Annotated in this window: 21 protein-coding genes; 8 read left to right on the forward strand and 13 right to left on the reverse strand. The window is 52.8% G+C overall.

From position 1 onward, the window contains the following. Positions 1-213 precede the first annotated feature (213 nt). Positions 214-1,806 carry an isocitrate lyase gene (locus L1F30_RS08690; protein WP_253361686.1) on the forward strand — a complete coding sequence of 531 codons (1,593 nt, stop codon included), beginning with the start codon at positions 214-216 and terminating at the stop codon, positions 1,804-1,806. An 82-nt stretch (positions 1,807-1,888) separates the two neighbouring features. On the opposite strand, the gene L1F30_RS08695 is transcribed toward L1F30_RS08690, so the two are convergent. From L1F30_RS08695 to L1F30_RS08705, 3 genes are all read right to left on the reverse strand, one after another. Continuing rightward, on the reverse strand, positions 1,889-2,407 hold the full coding sequence (locus tag L1F30_RS08695; protein ID WP_253361688.1) for a putative 4-hydroxy-4-methyl-2-oxoglutarate aldolase: 519 nt from the start codon (positions 2,405-2,407) through the stop codon (positions 1,889-1,891). 267 nt (positions 2,408-2,674) lie between these two features. Continuing rightward, positions 2,675-2,986 carry a Rieske (2Fe-2S) protein gene (locus L1F30_RS08700; RefSeq protein WP_253361690.1) on the reverse strand — a complete coding sequence of 104 codons (312 nt, stop codon included), beginning with the start codon at positions 2,984-2,986 and terminating at the stop codon, positions 2,675-2,677. A gap of 3 nt (positions 2,987-2,989) precedes the next feature. Next, positions 2,990-3,913, reverse strand: a complete 924-nt coding sequence (locus tag L1F30_RS08705; RefSeq protein ID WP_253361692.1) for an alpha/beta fold hydrolase — start codon at positions 3,911-3,913, stop codon at positions 2,990-2,992. Between the two features lie 93 nt (positions 3,914-4,006). On the opposite strand from L1F30_RS08705, the gene L1F30_RS08710 reads away from it, so the two are divergent. From L1F30_RS08710 to L1F30_RS08720, 3 genes are all read left to right on the forward strand, one after another. After that, a complete protein-coding gene (locus L1F30_RS08710) occupies positions 4,007-5,395 on the forward strand; it encodes an anthranilate synthase component I family protein (RefSeq protein ID WP_253361694.1) in 1,389 nt (462 codons plus the stop codon). 390 nt (positions 5,396-5,785) lie between these two features. Continuing rightward, the gene (locus L1F30_RS08715) at positions 5,786-6,511 is read left to right on the forward strand and encodes a phosphoadenylyl-sulfate reductase (protein WP_253361696.1); all 726 of its coding nucleotides are present in this window, start codon (positions 5,786-5,788) and stop codon (positions 6,509-6,511) included. A 25-nt stretch (positions 6,512-6,536) separates the two neighbouring features. Beyond that, complete coding sequence (locus L1F30_RS08720; RefSeq protein WP_253361698.1) at positions 6,537-6,872, forward strand: hypothetical protein; 336 nt, start codon at positions 6,537-6,539, stop codon at positions 6,870-6,872. Positions 6,873-6,943: 71 nt separating this feature from the next. Here L1F30_RS08720 and cysB read toward each other — a convergent pair whose 3' ends face one another. From cysB to L1F30_RS08740, 4 genes are all read right to left on the reverse strand, one after another. Further along, positions 6,944-7,918: an HTH-type transcriptional regulator CysB gene (gene cysB, locus L1F30_RS08725; protein WP_253361700.1), complete on the reverse strand. Its 975-nt coding sequence runs from the start codon at positions 7,916-7,918 to the stop codon at positions 6,944-6,946. A gap of 136 nt (positions 7,919-8,054) precedes the next feature. Further along, the gene (locus L1F30_RS08730; RefSeq protein WP_253361702.1) at positions 8,055-8,576 is read right to left on the reverse strand and encodes a universal stress protein; all 522 of its coding nucleotides are present in this window, start codon (positions 8,574-8,576) and stop codon (positions 8,055-8,057) included. 60 nt (positions 8,577-8,636) lie between these two features. After that, entirely contained in the window at positions 8,637-9,569 is a 933-nt protein-coding gene (locus tag L1F30_RS08735) for a 5'-nucleotidase (RefSeq protein ID WP_253361781.1), read from the reverse strand. Between the two features lie 2 nt (positions 9,570-9,571). Further along, positions 9,572-10,564 carry a quinone oxidoreductase gene (locus L1F30_RS08740; protein ID WP_253361704.1) on the reverse strand — a complete coding sequence of 331 codons (993 nt, stop codon included), beginning with the start codon at positions 10,562-10,564 and terminating at the stop codon, positions 9,572-9,574. 56 nt (positions 10,565-10,620) lie between these two features. Between L1F30_RS08740 and L1F30_RS08745 the strand changes: the two genes are divergently transcribed. After that, a complete protein-coding gene (locus L1F30_RS08745) occupies positions 10,621-10,896 on the forward strand; it encodes a hypothetical protein (protein WP_253361706.1) in 276 nt (91 codons plus the stop codon). Here L1F30_RS08745 and L1F30_RS08750 read toward each other — a convergent pair. Both L1F30_RS08750 and L1F30_RS08755 read right to left on the reverse strand, forming a co-directional pair. Continuing rightward, positions 10,893-11,573, reverse strand: a complete 681-nt coding sequence (locus tag L1F30_RS08750; RefSeq protein WP_253361708.1) for a TetR/AcrR family transcriptional regulator — start codon at positions 11,571-11,573, stop codon at positions 10,893-10,895. The genes L1F30_RS08745 and L1F30_RS08750 overlap by 4 nt on opposite strands. 134 nt (positions 11,574-11,707) lie before the next feature. Beyond that, entirely contained in the window at positions 11,708-13,006 is a 1,299-nt protein-coding gene (locus L1F30_RS08755; protein WP_253361710.1) for an FAD-binding oxidoreductase, read from the reverse strand. Between the two features lie 207 nt (positions 13,007-13,213). Between L1F30_RS08755 and L1F30_RS08760 the strand changes: the two genes are divergently transcribed. Genes L1F30_RS08760 through L1F30_RS08770 form a run of 3 tightly spaced genes read left to right on the forward strand, consistent with a single transcriptional unit; the run spans position 13,214 to position 17,534 of the window. Next, on the forward strand, positions 13,214-14,551 hold the full coding sequence (locus L1F30_RS08760; RefSeq protein WP_253361712.1) for a glutamine synthetase family protein: 1,338 nt from the start codon (positions 13,214-13,216) through the stop codon (positions 14,549-14,551). Positions 14,552-14,603: 52 nt separating this feature from the next. After that, a complete protein-coding gene (locus L1F30_RS08765) occupies positions 14,604-16,667 on the forward strand; it encodes an amidohydrolase (RefSeq protein ID WP_253361713.1) in 2,064 nt (687 codons plus the stop codon). 12 nt (positions 16,668-16,679) lie between these two features. Further along, positions 16,680-17,534, forward strand: coding sequence for a hypothetical protein (locus L1F30_RS08770; RefSeq protein WP_253355340.1), 855 nt, complete (start codon positions 16,680-16,682; stop codon positions 17,532-17,534). Here the strand turns inward: L1F30_RS08770 and mazG are convergent. The 4 genes from mazG to cysM are packed head-to-tail and all read right to left on the reverse strand — an operon-like array spanning position 17,518 to position 22,891. Next, the gene (mazG, locus tag L1F30_RS08775; RefSeq protein WP_253355342.1) at positions 17,518-18,354 is read right to left on the reverse strand and encodes a nucleoside triphosphate pyrophosphohydrolase; all 837 of its coding nucleotides are present in this window, start codon (positions 18,352-18,354) and stop codon (positions 17,518-17,520) included. The two genes, L1F30_RS08770 and mazG, sit on opposite strands and share 17 nt — an antisense overlap. 2 nt (positions 18,355-18,356) lie before the next feature. Next, a complete protein-coding gene (gene relA / locus L1F30_RS08780; protein ID WP_253355344.1) occupies positions 18,357-20,609 on the reverse strand; it encodes a GTP diphosphokinase in 2,253 nt (750 codons plus the stop codon). A 24-nt stretch (positions 20,610-20,633) separates the two neighbouring features. Further along, positions 20,634-21,983, reverse strand: a complete 1,350-nt coding sequence (rlmD, locus tag L1F30_RS08785; RefSeq protein ID WP_253355349.1) for a 23S rRNA (uracil(1939)-C(5))-methyltransferase RlmD — start codon at positions 21,981-21,983, stop codon at positions 20,634-20,636. Beyond that, complete coding sequence (cysM, locus tag L1F30_RS08790) at positions 21,983-22,891, reverse strand: cysteine synthase CysM (RefSeq protein WP_305879900.1); 909 nt, start codon at positions 22,889-22,891, stop codon at positions 21,983-21,985. Before cysM ends, rlmD begins: the two co-directional genes overlap by 1 nt. Positions 22,892-22,969 lie beyond the last annotated feature (78 nt).

Consider the following 22,969-nt stretch of genomic DNA (forward strand, 5'->3'; position numbering starts at 1 on the left):
ATGGCCGCCTATAAGGCCGTTGCGCGCTAAATCCCACGCTCTAAAAGACTGCACCTTAATTCATAATGGTGATAACCGCAATAATAACTATAAATTAGGCAAATCTTGGTATAAATCCTAGACTTGATCTCAAGCGATAGATGCTTACCGGCGGGTTGCTGCAAAGACGTAGCGCGCCGCGATCATTAACCCAAGCACGGGAAGGATTACACCATGTCTCAATACAACAATGACATCGCCGCAGTTGCAGCCTTGCGCGAAGCACAGGGCGCCAAGTGGGAAGCCATCAACCCTGAATACGCCGCTCGCATGCGCGCCCAGAACCGCTTTAAAACCGGTTTGGACATTGCACGTTACACCGCCAAAATCATGCGTGAAGACATGGCCAACTACGATGCAGACTCCTCGCAGTACACCCAGTCTCTGGGCTGCTGGCACGGTTTCATTGGCCAGCAAAAGCTGATTGCCATCAAAAAGCATCTGGGTAACACCAAGCGTCGCTACCTCTACCTGTCCGGCTGGATGGTTGCCGCACTGCGCAGCGAATTTGGCCCGCTGCCCGATCAATCAATGCACGAAAAAACTTCTGTCGCAGCTTTGATTGAAGAGCTGTACACCTTCTTGCGCCAGGCTGATGCCCGTGAGCTGGGCGGCCTGTTCCGCCAGCTGGATGATGCCCGCGCCAAAGATGACCAGAAACTGGCCGCCGACATTCAAAACAAAATTGACAACTACGAAACACACGTAGTGCCCATCATTGCAGACATCGATGCAGGTTTCGGTAACGAAGAAGCCACCTACCTGCTAGCCAAGAAAATGATTGAAGCCGGTGCTTGCTGCATTCAGATTGAAAACCAGGTGTCTGACGAGAAGCAATGTGGTCACCAGGATGGCAAGGTCACCGTTCCGCACGCTGACTTTTTAGCGAAAATCCGCGCTGTGCGTTACGCCTTCCTTGAACTGGGTGTAGAAGACGGCGTTATTGTTGCCCGCACCGACTCCCTGGGCGCCGGCCTCACCAAACAAATCGCCGTAACAGAAGCACCAGGTGATCTGGGCGATCTGTACAACAGCTTCCTGGATGCCGAAGAGGTTGCACCGGCGGACATGAAAAACGGCGATGTTGTGATTAACCGCAACGGCAAGTTATTGCGCCCGAAGCGTTTGGCGAGCGGCCTGTTCCAATTCCGTAAAGGCACAGGTGAAGATCGCGTAGTACTCGACTGCATTACCTCACTGCAAAACGGTGCAGACCTCTTGTGGATCGAAACTGAAAAACCACACGTAGGTCAGATTGCTGCGATGGTTAATCGCATCCGTAAAGAAGTGCCAGATGCCAAGCTTGTGTACAACAACTCGCCATCATTCAACTGGACCTTGAACTTCCGCCAGCAGGTGTTCGATGCCTGGACGGAAGAAGGCAAAGATGTATCCCAGTACGATCGCAACAAGCTGATGAGCGTTGATTACGACAGCAGCGAACTGGCTCAGGAAGCAGACAAGCGCATTCAGGCGTTCCAGAAAGACGGCGCACGTGAAGCGGGCATCTTCCACCACCTGATCACGCTGCCTACTTACCACACGGCTGCCCTGTCTACCGACAACCTGGCGAAAGGCTACTTTGGTGAAGAGGGAATGCTGGCTTACGTTCAGGGCGTTCAGCGTCAGGAAATCCGCCAGGGTATTGCCTGCGTTAAGCACCAAAACATGGCCGGTTCCGACATGGGCGACGATCACAAAGAGTACTTCTCTGGTGATGCCGCACTGAAGGCCTCAGGTAAAGACAACACCATGAACCAGTTCTAAGTTCTGGTGATATAAAAAAGGGTTGCAGCTGCAACCCTTTTTTTATACCCGCCGAACAAACACCTACAAATTTCGGCAAACCTCAGGCTAAAAGATTTTTCTTTGCGACTAAAACACCATTGGCGTCTGCAAAAAGGTATTGCCCTGGAAAAATAGTAATGCCGCCGAATCGAACTTCCACATCCACATCGCCCAGGTCACGCTTATGGGTTTTCATGGGGCAGGCCTGAATCGCTTTCACGCCTAAATAAAGTGTTGCGAGTATTTCCACATCTCTTACGCAGCCGTTAATTACCAAGCCGGCCCAACCGTTGTTGACTGCTTGTTCGGCAATCATGTCGCCCAGTAGCGCACGCCTGAGCGAACCGCCACCATCTACCACCATAACCTTGCCGTGCCCTGGCGTTGCGGCCAGCGCTTTTACTTTGGAATTATCTTCGAAACATTGCACTGTAACTATGGAGCCAGAGAAGATGCGACTGCCACCAAAATCCTGAAGGTTTAGCTCCAGCACCTGAACGTGATCTGGATGTTCGTCGCATAAATCCGGCGTGCTGAAATGTGCAGTACCCGCTGATTTGTTTGCCCCTGCCTCAATCATATTCACTCCTGCCTGCGGGAATTCGGTTAATAAGCCAGTATGCCACTGTGATACAGCTCGCCAAGGGTTGAGGCCATTAACTTCACCAATAGTCGTTATTTGAGAAGCATATTCAGCGCACGAAGCCTGGATTTTTTTGCCTATAGGCTAACTAATTCGTTAAACAGTTGCGCTGGCTCTCGTGCAGAAATGAATTGTACTCGGGAGAATGTGGCCTGCTGCCTAATCCACTATCACATGTATGGCCAAGAAGGTGGTGCATTGAACCTAGAGGTCTACCCCGATGGTGGTGCCCTCAAACGCATGAGGCAGCTTTTCAAGCTGTTTTAAACAGTGGGCAAGTGGCCCCTGTGCAACACCGGTAACCAGGTTAAAAGCAATGCCGTGCACCGGGCAGCGGATGTGATTATCCATTACCTGGGCGCGATCCATGCGTGCATCCATGTGGGGGCAACGGTTAACCAGCACATAGGGGCGCCCTTCATCTTGTACTAATAACAGCGCATGCCCTGCTACCTGAAAAGGCCTGCAGTAACCGTCGTGCAAGTTAATTAATTGCTCTAGCGGATGATAAGCCATTTATCAGGCGCCCCCCGCCATTTGTTTTAACACCTGCAGTAATCCCGGTAACACCTGGTGCAGGGTCTTGGGTTGTTGTAGCCATTGTCTTGCGGATTTATAACCTGCGTGATTATCAGCCAGTAGATGGATGTCAACGGCGGGTAAATTGCGCCAGCGTGCGAGCCTGGCTGAGAATTGCTCGGGGGCAAAAATTACCAGCGCTTTGCGTGGCTGACTTAAAAACAAGGTTAATGATTCACAGGGCTTTGCACGCCAGCGGGTAAGCAACCCAAAACGTTTCCGCCAGACTTTTAGCCAGGCCCTGCGCTCAGGCTCGTCGCCCCCCTCCTCTTGCACCAGTTGTTTTCGCAGGCCCGCATCGGCGATGCGCTGCCCCAGAGTCATGGCATCTTTGTCGCAAGGGCCACCAATAGATACCATGCCCGAGATCAAGTTTGGCGATAGTAGCCCTGCCTGATAGGCATACAGCAACGAAAGGCTGCCTACGTCTACACCCAGGAAAATTGCAGGCTGGCCGGTTTGTTCACGCACAAACATGGCCGCAGCCGGGATATCGCACTCGGCGATTTCAAGCGGACTTTCGGCGGCCGAGCGCCCGCGTAGCGGCGAGCTGCCATGCTCTCGCAATTCAGGCAACCATACATCGTAACCTTCATTAATCAGTGCCAAAGCCAAGCCCTCACCGCCGGCTATCCACTGCTGGCGGTTTCTATACAGGCCATGCACCAGCACCAAAGGCGGTAGTGCAGGATTTAATTTCTCAGGGATGCTCAGATGGGTAACGGCAAACTCCACCGTTCTATCCATGCTGTTGCCTGGCTTAAGCAGGTAGACGTCTTCTATATAGTCGCCCTTGAGCTCTGCCTCTTTCAGCAACGCCGGAAACAGCCCGCTACTACTCTTTACGCCTAACCGCGCGCTCATGGAGCGCCCCCTTGTCTTTCAAATTGGCTTAAAATTGGCTTGCGAAGCACAAACACTTACAATTGCCGCCCGCTCATCGCCTGACCTTTGTTTATGCCCACAACCCTTGAACTCATGGATGCGCCCTTTCTGGCGGATGCCAGCGACTGGCTATTGCGGCTTGAGGCAATGCCCCACCTGGCGCTATTTGACAGCTGCCATTTTGGTGGCGATGAGGCGCGCTATCATATCATTACAGGTGCACCACAACAGTGGCTCAGGTTACAAGAAAATCGATTAACCCACGTCACCTCAGAGGGCGCAGGCCCTGCTACAGAAATAGTAAACCCCGCAGCTGAGGTGGTTTGGCAATTCATAGAGCGCATGCAGGCGCCTGTGACCGAGTCTGACCTGCCATTTTGCGGTGGCCTGGTGGGCCTGTTGGGCTATGAATTCGGGAGGCTGTGCGAGCTAAACGCCCCAAGCCGATCTGAATTACCCACACCCGACCTGGTAGTTGGGCGCTACAGCTGGGCGCTGGTGCAGGATATCGCCGCTAAAAAAGCCACCCTTTGCTTCCAGCCAGACTGCCCGGCTGCATTGCGCAAACAGGTGGTAAAGGCCGTGCTATCTGACTCGGGCGGCCAGCCAATTGAGCAATTTATTATTCGAGAAAACAATAGCTTGCGCGCTGATGTTAGTGAAGATTCTTACCATAAGGCCTTCTGCGATATCCAGCAGTACCTGCATGCCGGCGATTGCTACCAGATCAATTTCACCCAGCGATTCAGTAACACTAGCCGCCACCTTCACCCTATCGCCCTTTACCGTAAGCTACGTGCCTCACTGCCCGGGCCCATGGCGGGTTACCTGGCACTTGATGAAGCAAGCAACCTGCACTGCCTTTCGCCTGAGCGGCTGGTGAGTTGCGACAAGGGTGTGGTTCTTGCCCAGCCAATCAAGGGCACCATTGCCCGAAGCCAGAACGCCGAAGAAGACGCTATGCTCGCCAGGCAACTTATAGCCAGCCAGAAAGATCAGGCCGAAAACCTCATGATTGTTGATCTGCTACGCAATGACATGAGCAAGGTTTGTAAGGCGGGTAGCGTGAAGGTGCCTGCCCTGTTTGAATTGCAAAGCTTTGAGAATGTGCATCATCTGGTTTCCAGTATCACCGGAGAACTAAGCGAACACAGCTCGCCCCTTGCAGCATTAAGGGCAGTTTTTCCTGGAGGGTCTATCACGGGTGCGCCCAAAAAGCGGGCTATGGAAATTATCGATGAGCTAGAGGCCCACAGCCGGGAAGCCTATTGCGGTAGCCTGTTTTACTGGAGCGCAAATAACAAGCTGGATGCAAACATCACCATCAGAAGCGTATTGCAAAGTTCCGAAGGCCTGGCTTGCTGGGGGGGCGGAGGTATTACCGTGGGCTCTGAGGCTCACGCTGAGTATCAGGAATCCATCACCAAAGTGAGCCGGTTGATTCAGAGGCTGAGTAAATAGCAGCATATACCCTTCCCCTTAGCGCCATAAATGGCGGATTTCACGGCATGTTCCCCGTGGAACATAGTAAGATTTTGCCAGTTAAGGGGTTTTTATATAACCGCTTTGCTGACTATTTTTTCAACATATAGTACTAATTGCCGCCCCTATGGTTAAGGTTTCGCCGCGGAAAAGGCCAGATATGCGTATACTATTAAGGCCACCCACTAGATGTGGTGGTTTTAGGGTGAATTTCAGCCAATGTTCCACGGCGTGCGCGCAATAACCTGCCGCTATAAACGTATAATCAAACATTGCTTATAACTTATAACGGCCTTTGCTAAAATTCGGCAACTTTTAGTGCCGCTGGCGCGCACACCTCTGTCGCGCCCAACTCTGTATAGGCGATTCATGACCGACACAATTTCTATCGTTGACCTCAACACCACGCTTGAGAAGGCCTCCCCCATGGAGATTCTGGAGCACGCCATTGATAACCACGCAGATCTGGCTTTGTCTTTCAGCGGCGCTGAAGATGTTGTGTTAATCGACATGGCCAAACAGATTGATCCACAAATTCAGGTTTTTTGCCTGGATACGGGCAGGTTGCATGCAGAGACCTATCGCTATATTGAAACCGTTCGCAAGCACTACAAACTCAATCTGGAAGTGCTATTCCCGGAAAGTGCCGCGGTGCAAAAACTGGTGGCTGAAAAAGGCCTGTTCAGCTTCTATGAAGATAACCACCAGGAATGCTGTGGCATCCGAAAAATCATGCCGCTACAGCGCAAGCTGCAAACCCTGGACGCCTGGGTTACCGGCCAACGGAAAGACCAAAGCCCGGGTACCCGCGCCAATATACCTGTCATTCAGGATGACAAAGTGTTCGCTCGCAAGGGAGGCTCACTGACCAAATACAATCCTTTGGCCAACTGGAGTTCACGCGCTGTGTGGGATTACATTCGCGCGCACAATGTGCCCTACAACGCGTTGCATGATCAGGGTTTCATCTCCATAGGCTGCGAGCCCTGTACGCGCCCGGTAGGCCCAAACCAGCACGAGCGCGAAGGCCGCTGGTGGTGGGAAGAAGCCACCAAGAAAGAATGTGGCCTGCATGCGGGAAATGTGAAAAGCTAATGGCTCTTAATCAGGAAGCAGACTTGTGAAAATTACCCTCGTAAAAAAGATTTTGGCCGACGGCAGCCCCTGTAAAAAATGTGCAGATGTGCTGGAAAAGCTGGAGTCTGGCGGCCATATGGCGCGTATTGATGACGTTTTGGTGGCCGACGAACGCGACCCGAATTCACCCGGCATGCTTCTGGCCGACAAGCTGGAAGTAAATCGTGCGCCTTTTTTTGTGGTTGAAAAGCCCGATGAGGAACCCCTGGTCTACACGGTATACCTGAAATTTGTGCGCGACATTCTGGAGCAGAAAACAGAAGCCGCAGAAGAAGCCACAGAAATATTAAGCAACAACCCTGATCTGGACTTCCTGTAGGCGAAATCGTGCAATAAAAACGGGGCTTTCGCCCCGTTTTTTATTGCGCTCAAGTGATAGGGTAAACGCCCTTAATAAGTGGGCAACTCCATGCCGTCGAACAAATCGTCAAGCTCGGCCTTTGAATGCTTTTGGTAGGCTTGGTCTATTACCTCACGGGTTAAGTGCGGCGCAAACTGTTCAATAAAGTCGTACATAAAGCCACGCAGGAAGGTGCCGCGCCTGAAGCCGATTTTTGTTGTGCTTGCGGCAAACAGGTGGCTTGCATCAAGCGCCACCAGGTCTTTGTCTACTTCTTCGTTGTAGGCCATTTTGGCAATTATGCCGATCCCCAAGCCAAGCCGCACGTAGGTTTTGATTACGTCGGCATCGGCCGCGGTAAACACCACCTTGGGGGCAAGGCCCTTTTCAATAAAGGCCTCATCAAGCTTGGAGCGGCCAGTAAAGCCAAAGACGTAGGTAACCAGTGGGTGCTTGGCTACCGCTTCAAGGGTAAGGTTAGACACCTGGCAAAGAGGATGATTGCGTGGCACCACAACGCATCGGTTCCACCGGTAACAGGGCATCATTACCAAGTCTGAAAACAATTCCAGGGCTTCGGTGGCAATGGCGAAGTCAACGGTACCGTCTGCGGCCATTTCTGAAATTTGCATGGGCGTACCCTGGTGCATATGCAGCGACACTTCCGGATAGGCCTTGATAAAGGATTCAATCACCTTAGGGAGCGCATAGCGGGCCTGGGTATGGGTAGTGGCGAGCGATAGGCTGCCCTTTTTCTCGTTACTGAATTCCTGGGCAACCTGCTTGATACTCTCAACTTTACGCAAGATTTCACCGGCAGTTTTGAGGATGGCCTCGCCCGCCGGCGTAATGCGTGTTAAGTGTTTGCCGCTGCGTGAAAATACCTCTACGCCCAATTCGTCTTCGAGTAATCGGATTTGTTTACTGATACCCGGCTGTGAGGTGTAAAGACTCTGCGCGGTAGCCGACACGTTTAGGTCGTGGTGTGCTACTTCCCAGATATAGCGCAGTTGCTGCAATTTCATACTAGCCCTCCAAATGGCCGCTGAAACGTTTTTGCTGTTATAAGAATCAGCAGAAGTATTCTAATGGAGAATAGATAGGTTTTTTTGGCTTTGCCAGTCTTTGGTGTTTTTTTGTACTAAGACCAAGCCAGTATAGTCACCAAAGCCCGAGTTGCTCGCTTTGCGGGTGATCACCTGGTTGCACCTGTTGTGCCAAGGGTATGGTTAACACGGGTACAGGCGCGCGCTGAAGAATTTTACTGGCCACAGAGCCCAATAGGGTAATGCCGTCTTCTCGCCCGCTTTGGCCGCCAATCACAATCAAATCGGCGTTTGCCACCTTGGCGTGGTTAAGCACCACCTCTGCCGCCGGCCCCTGGTCGACCACCACATCGCAAATGGTGCCCAAATCCTCCAGGCCCGACATATAGTCGTCTGCCAGACTATCAACCACTTGGGCCTTGATGGTGGCCAGAATTTTATCAATGGCGAGGAAAGCTCCCTGTTCATCGGGGCCAGAATAAACACTGAAAACGGCCTTGGCGAAACTGCCCAAGGGCTCCACAGCGTGTACCACCTCAACTTTGGCGCCGCACTTTCGTGCCAAATAGACTGCGTGGTAAATCAAATAAGATGCGTGCGGGCCGAGGTCCGTTCCGCACACGATCCGCTCTATCATAACGCCACCGTACCACTGGTGATTGACCTGCCTTTAGCATAGCAGTGGTTAACCAGCGCGCTACTCGTTTGCCACACCGTGGGGCACGTGGCCGGTGGCCACATGCTCGCTGGCAGCGTCGCAGTGGATGGTTTGGTCATCGAAGAACACATCAGCGCCATAGGCCTTGAGGAAGCTCGCCTTGGACATACCCCCTAAAAACAGGGATTCATCGATGCGAATATTCCAGGCGCGCAGTGTGCGAATCACGCGTTCGTGCGAGGGCGCAGAGCGCGCCGTCACCAGTGCCGTGCGTATGGGTGAATTCTCCAGGCTGAATTCAGACTGGATAGAGTGCAACGCGGCCAAAAAGGCCTTGAAGGGGCCGCCGCTCAAGGGCAGCTTCGCCGCTGCCCGTTCATTCTGGGCGAAGGCTTCTAAGCCTTTGGTTTTATATATTCTTTCTGATTCATCCGAGAACAGCACAGCATCGCCATCAAAGGCAAAGCGCAGCTGATTGGTGGCCTCTCGGGGCTGCTTGGCTGGCAGCAAGGTGGCGGCAGCCACACCTTCATTAAGGGCCGAACGCACATCCTGTGGATCGGTTGAAAGAAATAGGTGACATCCAAAGGCCGTTACATAGCGGTATGGGTCTTCACCACCGCAAAACGCCGCGCGGATAATGGGCAGGTTGTAGTGCTGAATGGAATTAAACACCCGCAGGCCCGTATCGGCGCTGTTGCGGCTCAGTAAAATCACCTCTACTGCGTGATCTTTCAGGCTGTCGTTTAAGCGCAGTAGCTTTTCAACCAGGGGGAAGGCCTCCCCTTTTGGCAAAATTTCCTCTTCGTGTTCAATTTGGTATTGGGCATAGGCGTCGAGCCCCTGCTCCATAAACACCTGATGGCTGTCGTTGAGGTTAAACAGGGCCCGGCTTGATATGGCAATTACCAGTTTTTTTTGATCTGGAATAAATACCTGGTTGGGCGCCAACGTAGACTTAGTGTCTTTCACGGTCACAGGCTCTCCTCGCGATGGGCTGGCATTAATAACAATGCCCCTTGGGTAGTGCCCGCTGCTAGTGCAGAGTGGGCTTTAGACGCATCATTTAGCGGGTAGCGCTCATGAATATTGACTGAGATCCAGCCCTGGGAAAGTGCATGAGTGAGCTTTTCCCAAAGCCCTTGCAGCGCTTGTTTGGTTTGGGTGTAGTCGGCAAGTGTCGGCCGGGTGATAAACAAAGAGCCGTGTGCGGCAAGCTCAAGTGGACTAAAGGCCGGGGCGGGCCCGGAGGCATTTCCGAAGCTCACCATCAGCCCGCGCCGCCTTAACAACTTCAAGGAATGGTGAAAAGTATCTTTGCCGACGCCATCAAATACAGTGTGCACCCCGCCGCTGATGGCCTGCGCGGCTTCCACAAAGCCCTCATCGCGGTAGCACAGCACCGCATCACACCCCAGCGCCTGCGCAGCTGTGCGCTTTTCTTCGCGGCCGATAGTGCCAATAACCTGCAAACCCAGCGCTTTTGCCCAGCAACATAGCAGTTGGCCAACGCCGCCGGCGGCCGCGTGTACCAACACCCAATCCCCGGGCTTTAGTTGTGCAGTCTCGTAAAGCAAATACGCGGCAGTGAGGCCTTTTAGCAGGCTTGCAGCGGCTGTGTCGTAGGAGATGTGGTCAGGTAGCGACAAAAGGCGCTCGGCATCAACACAGTGATAATCGCTATAGGCGCCAAGTGGGCCACTGCAATAACACACTCTGTCGCCAACTTGCCAAGCGCCTGCGCCCTCGCCTACGGCATCTACCACACCGGCCGCTTCAAGGCCTAAACCGGATGGCAGGGGAACCGGGTACAGCCCGCTGCGGTGGTAGGTATCGATAAAATTAACCCCAATGGCGTGGTGCCTTACCCGCACCTGTCCGCGCGTGGGCGTTGGTAGCGGCGAGCTCACAAGTTGTAATACTTCGTGGCTGCCGTTTTTTTCAAACTGAATTCGACGGTTTTGCATCCATTACTCGCGAGTTTGGCTAGGCTGTTGGTTCGGCTTTTTGTTTGGAGGGTGATATGTCATCACAAAATTATTGCTGGCGGGATGGGCTTAATGACCTCGCCACCCTGTTCGGGCAACGCTGGGTCGCCCTGCCCCTAATTGCGCTGCTGATATACAAAGTTGTGAGCATTGCACCAGCAAGCGTTTGGTACCTGCCCCCTTTGCTGTTGCTTACACTGCTAACAGCAATCCGCCTGACGGCAGCCTTGGCGATTAAAGACCAGCGCCTGTTGATGACTCTGTATGCAGAGCAAAAACATCAGGCAGACAGACGGCGCCATCGCGACTAGGGCCCCTCGATATCCTGATCGCCCGCCATAATTACGTCTGCCTCGCGGTGCGGCTCGAGCAGCGTGAACACCAGGCGCTTTAAATCCGCCAAGGTTCTATCGGAACGGCGCCCCACCTGGTTTACCACCACCAAAGATAACGCGTGAGTCATTTCCAGGTAAGCGCGCCCCAGCCGGTTGAGCTCGTTATCACTGGATACAAAACCCATACGCTTAAAAATCATCATCATGCGCTCGATGATCATGCAATCGTGGCGCTCATCAAGATCACGCAACTCTGGCACCGCCCACATGGCCTGTGCCAGTGGTAAAATTGCCCGTTCATCGCGGTACACTTCTAGCATGCGGTCTACGGCTTTATCGACCACGTCTTCCAAAGACAAGGATTCAATGGGCATTTGCTCAATGCTGGTAAGCGCCTGAGACATGGTTTCAAGCCAGCGATCGCCCAGCGCGTAGAGAATGGCCTGTTTATTGGGGAAATAGTGGTAGAGCGAGCCCACCGAAATGGAGAGCTCTTTGGCAATGAGAATAGTGGTTAACTCATCAAAGCCGACTTCACCTAGCAGCCGCGCCGTCACATCGAGTATTTGGCGGGTACGGACTTTTGCGCGCTCCTGTACGGGCTGACGTCTGGGAACTACAGAGTTGGTGCGCTTATCCGTACGGCTAGTCAAGGTGGTATCGTCTCCTGAATTCCAGTGTGCAGCTGAAAGCCCTGCAGCAATTGAGCCCGCTTATATAAAAAATGTATAAAAAGCGGGCACTTAGACGCAATTATATCCCAACTCTGGCGCGAGGGTGCACTTTGTTAGAGCTTGTCGAGCAGGCTGTAATAAAGCATGCCGGCCACCAGGCCCGGCCAACGCAATAGCGTGCCGCCGGGGAAGGTTGGCTGCGGGAGTGTTGCCATAACATCGAAGCGCTCGGCGGTGCCGCTGACGGCCTCGGCCAGTAACTTGCCGCCCATAGTTGCGGTGGGCACGCCGTGGCCCGAATACCCCTGGCCATAGAAAACATTGGGCTCAAGGCGGCCAAAGCACGGCATGCGGTTTAGGGTAATTGCCAAGGTGCCACCCCAACCGTAGTCAATGCGGGTATTGGCAAGTTGCGGGTAGACACGCAACATGTATTTACGCACAAAGCTCTTGATGTCTGACGGGAAGCGGCTGCTGTAGTTTTCGCCGCCACCAAAGATCAACCGGTTGTCGCCCGAAAGCTTCCAGTAGTTGATGACAAAAAGCGAATCCTGAACGGCGACATCGTCGCGAATGAGGCTTTGGGCGGTGGCATCATCCAAGGGTTCGGTTGCCAGTACAAAGTTATTAATGGGCATGATTTTACGGGCCAGGCGGGGCTCAAGTTTGCTGAGATAGCCATTGGTCGCAAATACCACATAGGTTGCACTCACCTGCCCCTGGCCTGTGTGCACCACAGCCGGCTCTCCCTTGTCGTAATGGGTTACCGGTGAATCTTGGTAAAAGCGCACGCCGGCTGCCCTAGCGGCACTTGCCAGGCCAAGCAGGTAGTTAAGCGGGTGCAGGTGGCGCGAGCCGCGGTCGAGGTAGCCTGCGTGATAGCGCTGATTACCCACCATTTCGCCCACTTGGTCCTTATCCACAAACTCGGCCTGTGAATAGCCGTAGTCGTTGCGCAGTGTGTTCACCCCGGCGCGGAAATCCTCTACTTCGGATGCTTTATTGGCCACATGCAGAATGCCCTGCTTTAAATCGCACTGGATCTTGTGCTTGTGAATGCGCTCTTCAACGGTGGCGACGGCCTCCAGGCCAAAATCCCATAAAATTTTAGCCCGCTCCTTACCGAGGCTTGCCTCTAGGTCAGCCTGCTCTTTACGCTGGCCGGTGCCGACGTGGCCGCCATTGCGACCAGATGCGCCCCAGCCGATGCGATTAGCCTCCAGCACCACCACGCTGTAGCCCTTTTCAGCCAGATGCAGCGCCGTTGAAACCCCGGTATACCCCGCCCCGATAACCACCACATCTGCGGTTTCAGCGCCGGTCAGGGGGCCCTCCTCAAACTGTATGTTGGCGGTAGCCGCATAGTAGGAATCTGTGTGAGCCTGACGTGTTTCGTGCCAAATACGGTTCATGCCGCCTCCAAACTGCCCCAATTGGGGATCTTGTGTTTCGTCCACTGCAAGAATAGACTGAATAATAATTCGGTTTTATAGTAGATTTCAGCGCGATCCTACGCAAGCCCCATTTGGGGTAACAGCCGGCCATTGTTTGCCGTTGTGAGTAACATCGCCTTGAATTACTGTTGAACTCTTTAATCCTCAGCCCCCAATAGGTGCAACATGGTTGACTCCATAGACGCTTGGTTAAAACAAAACGGCATCACAGAAGTTGAATGCCTGGTTCCAGACATGACCGGCAACGCGCGCGGCAAATTCATTCCAGCACACAAATTCATTAAAGAAGATAGTCGGCTTCCTGAAAGTATTCTGGTGCAAACCGTCACCGGGGAATATGTAGACAACCACTGGGATCTGGTACAACCGCTGGATTCAGACATGCTCCTGGAGCCAGATCCGAATGCCGTGCGTATCGTGCCCTGGGCTGAAGAACCCACCGCCCAGATTATTCACGACTGCTACACCCGTTCCGGCGAGCCCCACCCAATGGCTACGCGCAACGTATTGAAGAAAGTGCTGGCGCTCTATGAAAAAGAAGGCTGGCAACCGGTGGTTGCACCGGAGGTCGAGTTTTATTTGGTAAGCCAGAATACCGACCCGGATTACGAATTAACCTCCCCTCCTGGCCGCTCTGGCCGTCGTGAAATGGTGCGTCAATCCTATTCCATTGACGGCTGCAATGAATATGAGCCCATTGTTAACGACATGTACCGCTATTGCGAAGCGCAGGGGCTGGATGTAGACACGCTTATTCATGAATCCGGTGCCGCGCAGCTTGAAATCAATTTCTTGCACGGGAACGCACTGGATTTGGCAGATCAGGTATTTACCTTTAAGCGCACCATGCGGGAAACGGCTTTCAGGCACGGCATTTATGCCACCTTCATGGCCAAGCCTATGACCAACGAACCAGGTAGCGCCATGCACATCCACCAAAGTGTGGTAGATAAGTCGGGTAAAAATATCTTTGTTGATGAAAACGGCGAAGAAAGCCAGCTGTTTAAATACTATATCGGCGGTTTACAGCGCTACATACCCAACACCATCTCCTTCTTTGCGCCCAACGTGAACTCCTACCGTCGGTTTGCAAAAGATATCGCCGCGCCGGTAAACCTTGAGTGGGGCTACGATAACCGCACCGCCGGCATTCGTGTGCCAGACAGTTCCGCTGCCGGCAAGCGCGTAGAAAACCGCTTCCCCGGAGTGGATGTAAACCCCTACCTCGCCTTTGCTGCATCCCTTGCCTGTGGCTACCTAGGCATGAAAAAGAAGCTTTCACCCACCCCGCACTGTGAAGGACATGCCAGTGAAGATGGTGAAATTGAATTGCCACGCAACCTTCTGCATGCCTTGCACTTGCTCACCACTTGCCCGGATTTGGAAGAGGTGTTTGGTGCTGATTTCATCAAGGCATACGCTGCAGTAAAAATGGAAGAGTTTGAAGCGTTTAACCGGGTGATCACCTCCTGGGAGAGGGAATATCTGCTACTAAACGTGTAATAAACGCGTTCCAAAAACACACTCCCCTAGCGAGAAATAGGCCAGCTGCAAGATGGATAAGAAAACACTTTTTTACTCAACACTGTGCAGCCTGGCCCTTACCCTTAGTGTGGGCTGCACTGAAAAATCCGGAAGTTTACCTGCGCCCACGCAAGCTGCAGATACCGTCATTATTAACGGCGCTATATATACCGCCCACAAACAGCAGTTTGCCGAAGCGTTAAGTATTCGCGACGACAAAATCCAATTTGTAGGGAGCGTTGAGGCCGTAACATCTTTAATAGGCCCAGACACAACCATCATTGATGCGCAAGGTAACAGCGTGCTGCCCGGCCTGCACGATGTTCACATTCACCCGTTCGGCTTGATCAGCAGCAGCCAGTGCGATCTGGAAAGTGCTGCATTGGATTTAGAAGCATTGAGCGAAACCGTGGCCCAATGCATAAACGACACAAACCTGAAGCCCGGCCAATGGCTCATCGTAGAGCAGTGGAACTTTACCAAAGGCAACAAACCCAGTGAGGCACTGCCCACAATACGCAGCGCCTTAGATGCCGCAAGCCAAAATCACCCCATCTACCTCGCCGGCAACGACGGCCACCATGGCGCGGCAAATAGCCTGGCGCTTACCACCGCGAAAACGCCCGCAGGCGTTGTTGTTGGGCTAAACGCGCAAACCCTAAGCCTGCATTTCGATGCCTACACACAATACATCGGCCTAGACACCCAGGGCGAACCCAACGGTCACTTGGCGGAATCTGCGCGCTACCTTTTAGACTTGGATGCCAACATCCTCACCGGCGATGGCACGCCTGCACAGCTGGCGGCCAAGTTGCCGGAAGTTGTTGCCCTGTTAAATAGCCGCGGCATTACCAGCATTCAAGACGCAGCGGCAGACATCAACACATTGTCAATCTGGGAAGAATTTTCATCCAGCGGCCGTCAAACCGTGCGTATGACTGCGGCCTTATTTACTGACTTTGCCGCCTTCAGCAAGCCCATCGAAGATGGCGCAGAACACTCGGGTAAAGACGCAAGCGCAGGCTTTGTGCAGCAAAATGCTACCCACCTGGTTAATATTCCTGCGGTTATTCGGCAATTTACCAAGATTAAACAGCGGCAGAAAACCCCCGAGCTATTAAAAGCCGATGCCGCCAAAGTGTTTGTAGACGGTGTGATTGAAGGCAACCCCTATGCCTCACCTGCATCTCTGCCCAATGCCGCGGTTTACCACCCCTACCATCAGCCGCAATTTGAGCTTCAAGGTGAGGCGCTGGCCCTCACAGGCTATCGCGAAAACGCAGATGCACGCTGCACACTGCCAATAAATCGCGAACTGCCCCCTTCCAAACATCCTGCACAGGTTGAAGATTGCGACCAAAGCCTGGGCAAGCTTGAGCATGATGAAGTGTTTATACGCACCTACATTGAATCATTGGAAGCTGCAGGTTTTGCTGTGCATGCGCACGCCATTGGTGACAGAGCTGTGGGCAAGGCGCTGGATATTTTTGCAGCCAGCCGCGCCAAGCTTAACCATTCGCTACCCCAAACCATTGCCCACGCACAACAGATTGCACCCTGGGATCTTAATAAACTGGCCAGCAATGACGTCTATTTTGCCTTCACCTATGCTTGGGCCGTGCCGGATTACCTTTACGATGTCACTGTTACGCCTTTCATTGATAAATTAGATAGCCTGGCTGATATCTATGCGCCCTCTAATTATGCGATGCAATATCACTACCCGGTAAAAACCGCCAAAACCAAAGGCGCCACACTGGTGGCGGGCAGCGATGCACCGGTTGATACCCGAGATCCACGGCCGTTTGTCAATATTGCCGCAGCAGTTACCCGCGCAGCTGAAAACCGGATTTACAATGCTGATGAGCGTATAACCCTGGCCGACGCCATAGATGCCTACACCATTAATGGCGCCAACGCCCTGCAGCAGGCCCACCTCACCGGCTCAATAGAGGCTGGTAAAAAAGCCGACATTATCATTCTGGATCGCAACCTCTTTAGCCCAGAGAATATAGATGACAGCGACCAGCTGTCGGGCACGCGAGTTTTAACCACCATCTTCGATGGTGACGTCGTTTTTATTAATAACAAGTAGCTAATTTATTGGATGAACACTGTGACCGCCACCTTCAGACTGCCGAGCATCTACCTGGCCTATCAGGCTTTCAAGTACTGTATCTACTGCCTGTTACTGGTAAATTTGGTATTGTTTTTTCAGGAAAACACCGCCGCCCTTGCCCATACGTTTAAAGGTGGCGTGCCGCTGGCAAACCTGATTGAAGCCTATTCAGATACCATAGACACCGCAGCCTGGGTGCTGCTGTTATTGCTATTTGAACTTGAAACCTATGTATTAAATGACAAATGGCTCACCCGTCGGGTGACCACTGCACTCTTTTTGGTGCGCGGCATCAGCTACCTGTTTATTTCCTACTCTTTGTACGGCTACCTGTCTCGCTATTTTTCGGTGTTGAATGCCAGCCCTTTTAGCATTGCTGATGCCTGTACACTGGTGGGCACGAGCTTTACTCAAATCTCTACCCTGAACGAATATATTCCGATTACCCTCGATGACTGTGCCGCGCTAAACGCTGCACCTCTCGTGCAGCTGGATGGCACGCAAATAATTGGCACGCAAACAGATTACGGGATTATTAAAAACCTTGCGTTTATTGATGTTGTTAACGCAGCAACCTGGCTGTTGATTGTGGTGATACTGGAAATAGATGTGTACTTGCAAACCCGTCACGCCAAAGCCGGATTACTTATAAAATTGACCAACGCCATTAAAGTGCTCTGCTATGTTGCGCTTTTGGGTTGTGCGATATATTGGGGAATGGATGGTGACTTCCTGGATTTTTGGGATGCCTTCCTTTGGCTAATTGCGTTCGTATTTATTGAAATGAACCTGTTTGAATGGCAAAAAGAAATCGATGCCAATCGGTCTAAGGCTGCAGCTTAGCCTGAACCCAGGCCGCCTCCATCTGTTCTAGTGTGGCGGCCTCAAGCGTTAGGCCCTGACTTTCAAGCAGCGATTCCATCACAAGAAAGCGGGATTCAAATTTTCGGTTAGTTGCCCGCAGCAGGCTTTCAGCGTCAAATTTTCCCAGCCTGCACACATTAATTACCGAAAATAACAGATCGCCCAGCTCCTCACCCAGCGCCTCCTGCGCACCCTGCTCGCCCATACGTGCAAGCTCTTGCTCTACTTCTGCCAGCTCTTCGTGCACTTTTTCCATGGCCGCAGCCAATGTGTAGAAATCAAACCCCACATTACTGGCGCGCTTTTGCAACTTTTGGGCACGAGTAGTTGCCGGCAACCCAATAGGTACATCGGCCATGACGCTGACTTTGCCCTTGCGAGCGCGCTCTTCGCTTTTAATGGCCTCCCACTGGGCTTTAACATCCACATCACTGGCTGCCGTGGCCGTACTTTCAAGTGTGCCGTCTGGGAAGACGTGCGGGTGGCGGCTTATAAGCTTTTCAACAAGCGTCGAGACCAGTGCATCAAAATCAAAAAAGCCCTGCTCTTTACCCAGTTGCGCGTAGAACACAACCTGAAACAGCAAGTCGCCCAGCTCTTCCTTCAGGTGATCGTAATCGCCAGACTCTATAGCATCAGCCACTTCATAGGCCTCTTCAAGGGTGCTGGGCACAATAGTGGCGAAGGTTTGTTTAATATCCCAAGGGCAGCCTGTTTGAGGGTCTCTGAGCCTTGCCATTAGCTGCAGTAGATCTTGAAGTGTGTAGTTATGGTTCGGCTTTTTATTGGCGGCGGCCATGGTTATCGCTTCCTTCTGGCAGCTGCAATGTTAGGCAGTTGGTTTAGCCTGTTCAGCGCGCGGCTTAAGGCATTAAAGTTTTTAACCTCAATGGTTACTTGCATATCTACCGTGTTTAAATTTTTATTCGATAAGGTTTGCATGGCAACCACGTTGATTTTTTCGCTGTCTAAGAGCGCGGTTACATCACGCAGCAAACCGTGGCGATCAAATGCCTCTATAAGCACTTCAACGGCATAGTATTTCTGTGGTGCCTCACCCCAGCTCACCTGAATAATGCGCTCGGGTTCATCGGCCTCGAGCTGCAGCACATTGCTACAATCCTGCCGGTGAATAGAAACGCCCTTCCCGAGAGTGATGTAGCCTGTTATAGCATCGCCGGGCACAGGTGAGCAGCACTTGGCTAAGTGCGTGAGTAAATTACCCACACCATCAATGTAGATGTCGGCGGCCTCACCGTCTGCACGTGCAGTGCGCAGCTGAGGTAGCTTGTGGTCATCGGCATCGCCTTCCAGCAAGCGCTGGGCAGCATTAAGCACCTGGGTCACACTGATATCACTGGCGCCCACCGCGGCGTAAAGGTCGTCGAGGGTTTTGCAGTGAAGGCTTTTCGCCAGTTGTTCGAAATCGATATCTTGTACGGCCAGGCGCTTGAATTCTTTATCTAGCAACGCGCGTCCATCAGACAGATTCTTTTCGCGCGCCTGCAATTTAAACCACTGCTGGATTTTCGCCCGCGCCCGGGAGGTAGTAACGTAACCCAACGCCGGGCTCAGCCAATCACGGCTGGGAGATTCACGCTTACCGGTAAGAATTTCTACCTGATCAGATGTAGTGAGCGCGTGATTTAAGGGTACTATGCGGCCGTTAACTTTTGCACCGCAGCATTTGTTGCCAACATCTGTGTGAATGCGGTAGGCAAAATCCAAGGGCGTTGCACCGCTTGGCAAATCAACCACGTGTCCATCGGGTGTAAACACATAAATGCGATCTTGATTGAGCCCCAGATTCAGATCATCGGCAAGTGGATTGTCGTCACCACCCTTGTCACCCAGTTCTTCATGCCATTCAAGCACCTGGCGCAACCAGGCAATTTTTTGATCGTAGCCTGTTTGCTCTTCTTCCTTGTCTGTGCCCTTGTAGCGCCAGTGTGCACACACGCCGAATTCGGCGTCTTCATGCATGGCAAAGGTGCGAATCTGCACCTCTAGCACCTTGCGCTCCGGGCCAATCACCGCCGTGTGCAGTGAGCGATAACCGTTCTCTTTGGGTGAGGCAATGTAGTCATCAAACTCATTGGGAATATTGCGCCACAAACTGTGTACGATACCCAAAACCGCGTAGCAATCGCGCACCGTGGGCACCAGAATACGCACCGCACGAATATCGTAAACTTGGGAAAAACCGATATTTTTACGGCGCATTTTTCGCCAAATACTGTAGATATGTTTTGCGCGGCCGGTAATCTCGCCATCAATAGATGCGCCTTCAAGCTCGGCACGCAGCTCCTTTATCACTTCATCAATATACTGCTGGCGGCCCAAGCGCTTTTCATCTAACAGGCGGGCAATGGTTTTGTAGTCTTCAGGCTCGAGATAGCGAAAGGCAAGATCTTCAAGTTCCCACTTGATATGGCCAATACCCAAGCGGTGAGCCAGGGGCGCATAGACGTTGGCGATTTCACGGGCAACCCGCTGGCGCCTCTCGGGTGTGGCATTTTTCAAGGCGCGAATGGCACAGGTGCGCTCGGCAAGCTTGATGAGTGCAACGCGCACATCATCAACCATGGCCACCAGCATTTTTCGCACATTTTCGGCGTGCTCATCGGACTGCCTGCCAAGGGCCGAGTTTTCTTCCGTCAGGCGCACCCCGCTAATTGCAGCCATGCGCAGCACGCCGTCTATGAGCTTTTCAATTTTTGTGCCGAACTCTTTGCCAACGGCTGCGTTGCTGAGCTTACCCTCGCGCACCGCACGGTACAAAATCGCGGCTACAAGGGTGTCAACATCCAGGTTGAGGTCTGCCAAAATATCGGCCATTTCCAGGCCGGTTTTGGAGCTGCTAATACCTGTAACCCAAATATTTTCATTGGCAATAGCGTCTTGTTCTGCGGCTACTGCCGCAAGGCACGCAAGCTTGATACGCGAATAGGCGTCGCCACTGAGAGACACCTTGGCTTCCAGCCGGGCCAACCAGGCTTCAACATCTATACGGCCATCGGAAGTGACTGGCTGATCTTCTCTGACTTTTACCATGCGCGTCCTGTCTTGGGTGTTCGATTAACGCCGAAATACGGCCATGGTTTCCACGTGCATTGTTTGTGGAAACATATCGATGATGCCAATTTTGTCTATTTTGTAGCCCTGTTCCGTGAGCATGGCAGCATCACGGGCGAAAGTAGCTGGGTCGCAAGAAACGTATAAAATGTGCGCGGGCTTAAGGCTGGCAATATGGCCCACCACTGTTTTTGCACCGGCGCGAGGCGGGTCCAGCAATACGCCATCCACCTGCTTTGGCAGGCGGCGATAGATCCCCGCCTGCTCCAGATCTGCCGCATAAAAACTGCAATTATCCAAACCCTGATTGCGGGCATTAAGTTCGGCTTGGGCAACCATGTCGGCTACTCCCTCTACGCCATGCACGCTGCCAACCCGTGTGGCCAAGGGCAAACTGAAATTTCCCACACCGCAATACAAATCAATCCAGGTTTGATCGCGAGACAAAGGCAACCAGTTTAGTGCCTGCGCCACCATTTGCTGGTTTATCTGGCGATTTACCTGGGTGAAGTCTTCTGCACGGTACGCAAGTGGCGCATTGAGGCCAGGTACGCTAAGCGAAAACTGCGTGGACACCGCCTCACCGCTAACAAGATAAAGCGCCGGCTCGGCATTGGGCTGAAGCAAAAGCCTTACACTTTGAGTGTCTGCCAACTGTTGCAACACAGCCAGCTCTTGTTCGGAAAGATCGGCTACGTGCCGGACAATAATCACCGGGCCCGCAGAGTCGTCTATTAACTCTACATGGCCCAGGCTCCGTGCTGTTATTTGCGATAACGCGCCCTGCAAAGGTTCAATCAGTTTTGCAAGGCTGGGCACCAGCACATCACACTGTTTGATTTTTACGAGCTGCGCTTGGCCCTTTTGACGAAAGCCTGCAAATGCTTCGCCTTTGTGATGTACAGATAACCTGCAACGACCGCGATAACCAAGCCCCGCGCCCGCCAAAGGCGATGAAAATCCAGGCAAACTTACACCGTTGCGACGGCATTGATCTGCCACCAGATCTTGCTTGAATGCTATTTGCGCATCCAGACTCATGTGTTGTAGATGACAGCCGCCGCAGCTTTGATAATGCGGGCAAGAAGGAACGGCACGTTCTTGCGCAGGCGCGGATAAAAGTTCACTGCTCACGGCCTCATAGAACTTCGATTTCCCGCCAATCACGCGCACACGGTGCGATTCACCTGCGAGCGCCTGTTCTACGAAGGTTACTTTTCCATCTACATAGCCAATGCCACGCCCATCGTGCGCTAAGCGCTCAATAGTGACCTCGGATTCGTTCCGGGGCAGCCTGACTTCAGGTGCCTTGGTGCGTGCAGGCCTTCTGTTGTGCTTTGGGCGAGCGGCCATCAGTTAAAGACGCCGGAGGATAAATAACGATCACCGCGATCACACACAATGGCCACTATTACGGCATTTTCCAGCTTGCGGTTTAACTCAAGGGCAGCAGCAACAGCGCCGCCGGAGGATACACCACAAAAAATGCCCTCTTCCCTTGCAAGGGCCCGCATGGTGTTTTCCGCGGTGACTTGGGCCATATTCACGATTTCGTCTACCCGGCTGGCATCGAAGATTTTAGGGAGATATTCAGTGGGCCACCGGCGAATGCCCGGAATACTGGCACCGTCTTCGGGCTGAAGGCCAATAATCCGAACCTCGGGGTTTTGCTCTTTAAGGTAACGGGAAACCCCCATAATGGTACCGGTTGTTCCCATAGAACTTACAAAATGGGTGACCTTACCTTGGGTTTGTTGCCATATTTCCGGGCCGGTACTCACATAGTGGGCGTTGGGGTTATCGCCATTGGCAAACTGATCCAGTACTTTACCTCGGCCTTCTGCCGCCATTGTCTGGGCCAGATCCCGCGCGCCCTCCATGCCCTCTTCTTTAGTGACCAATATGAGCTCGGCACCGTAGGCCGTCATGGCGGCCTTGCGCTCGGCGGTGGCATTATCGGGCATGATCAGGGTCATTTTGTAACCCATAATGGCCGCAGCCATAGCCAGCGCTATACCTGTATTGCCACTGGTGGCCTCAATCAGGCGATCGCCGGGGGTAATATCGCCCCGGCCTTCAGCCGCCTTGATCATGGAAAGCGCTGGCCTATCTTTAACAGAGCCGGCCGGGTTGTTACCCTCAAGCTTAAGCAGCACCAGGTTACTGGTTTTGCCGGGCAGACGTTGCAGCCTGACCAATGGCGTGCCACCCACCAGCGCTTCCATGGTTGGAAGCCCCAGATCACCGCCAGAATATGACATAAATCAGACCTTTCCCTATGTGTGGAGGCAGCACCAAACCTGGGGCCAGGCCGCCTAAAGGGCGCTATTCTACCGCTG

This window comes from Simiduia sp. 21SJ11W-1 (assembly GCF_024138675.1).
Taxonomy (GTDB): domain Bacteria; phylum Pseudomonadota; class Gammaproteobacteria; order Pseudomonadales; family Cellvibrionaceae; genus Simiduia.

Excerpts from the sequence above, each read along its gene's own strand:
- L1F30_RS08690 (WP_253361686.1), top strand. The coding sequence starts at position 214 with ATGTCTCAATACAACAATGACATCGCCGCAGTTGCAGCCTTGCGCGAA.
- L1F30_RS08695 (WP_253361688.1), bottom strand. The coding sequence starts at position 2,407 with ATGATTGAGGCAGGGGCAAACAAATCAGCGGGTACTGCACATTTCAGC.
- L1F30_RS08700 (WP_253361690.1), bottom strand. The coding sequence starts at position 2,986 with ATGGCTTATCATCCGCTAGAGCAATTAATTAACTTGCACGACGGTTAC.
- L1F30_RS08705 (WP_253361692.1), bottom strand. The coding sequence starts at position 3,913 with ATGAGCGCGCGGTTAGGCGTAAAGAGTAGTAGCGGGCTGTTTCCGGCG.
- L1F30_RS08710 (WP_253361694.1), top strand. The coding sequence starts at position 4,007 with ATGCCCACAACCCTTGAACTCATGGATGCGCCCTTTCTGGCGGATGCC.
- L1F30_RS08715 (WP_253361696.1), top strand. The coding sequence starts at position 5,786 with ATGACCGACACAATTTCTATCGTTGACCTCAACACCACGCTTGAGAAG.
- cysB (WP_253361700.1), bottom strand. The coding sequence starts at position 7,918 with ATGAAATTGCAGCAACTGCGCTATATCTGGGAAGTAGCACACCACGAC.
- L1F30_RS08730 (WP_253361702.1), bottom strand. The coding sequence starts at position 8,576 with ATGATAGAGCGGATCGTGTGCGGAACGGACCTCGGCCCGCACGCATCT.
- L1F30_RS08740 (WP_253361704.1), bottom strand. The coding sequence starts at position 10,564 with ATGCAAAACCGTCGAATTCAGTTTGAAAAAAACGGCAGCCACGAAGTA.
- L1F30_RS08745 (WP_253361706.1), top strand. The coding sequence starts at position 10,621 with ATGTCATCACAAAATTATTGCTGGCGGGATGGGCTTAATGACCTCGCC.
- L1F30_RS08755 (WP_253361710.1), bottom strand. The coding sequence starts at position 13,006 with ATGAACCGTATTTGGCACGAAACACGTCAGGCTCACACAGATTCCTAC.
- L1F30_RS08760 (WP_253361712.1), top strand. The coding sequence starts at position 13,214 with ATGGTTGACTCCATAGACGCTTGGTTAAAACAAAACGGCATCACAGAA.
- L1F30_RS08765 (WP_253361713.1), top strand. The coding sequence starts at position 14,604 with ATGGATAAGAAAACACTTTTTTACTCAACACTGTGCAGCCTGGCCCTT.
- L1F30_RS08770 (WP_253355340.1), top strand. The coding sequence starts at position 16,680 with ATGAACACTGTGACCGCCACCTTCAGACTGCCGAGCATCTACCTGGCC.
- mazG (WP_253355342.1), bottom strand. The coding sequence starts at position 18,354 with ATGGCCGCCGCCAATAAAAAGCCGAACCATAACTACACACTTCAAGAT.
- relA (WP_253355344.1), bottom strand. The coding sequence starts at position 20,609 with ATGGTAAAAGTCAGAGAAGATCAGCCAGTCACTTCCGATGGCCGTATA.
- rlmD (WP_253355349.1), bottom strand. The coding sequence starts at position 21,983 with ATGGCCGCTCGCCCAAAGCACAACAGAAGGCCTGCACGCACCAAGGCA.
- cysM (WP_305879900.1), bottom strand. The coding sequence starts at position 22,891 with ATGTCATATTCTGGCGGTGATCTGGGGCTTCCAACCATGGAAGCGCTG.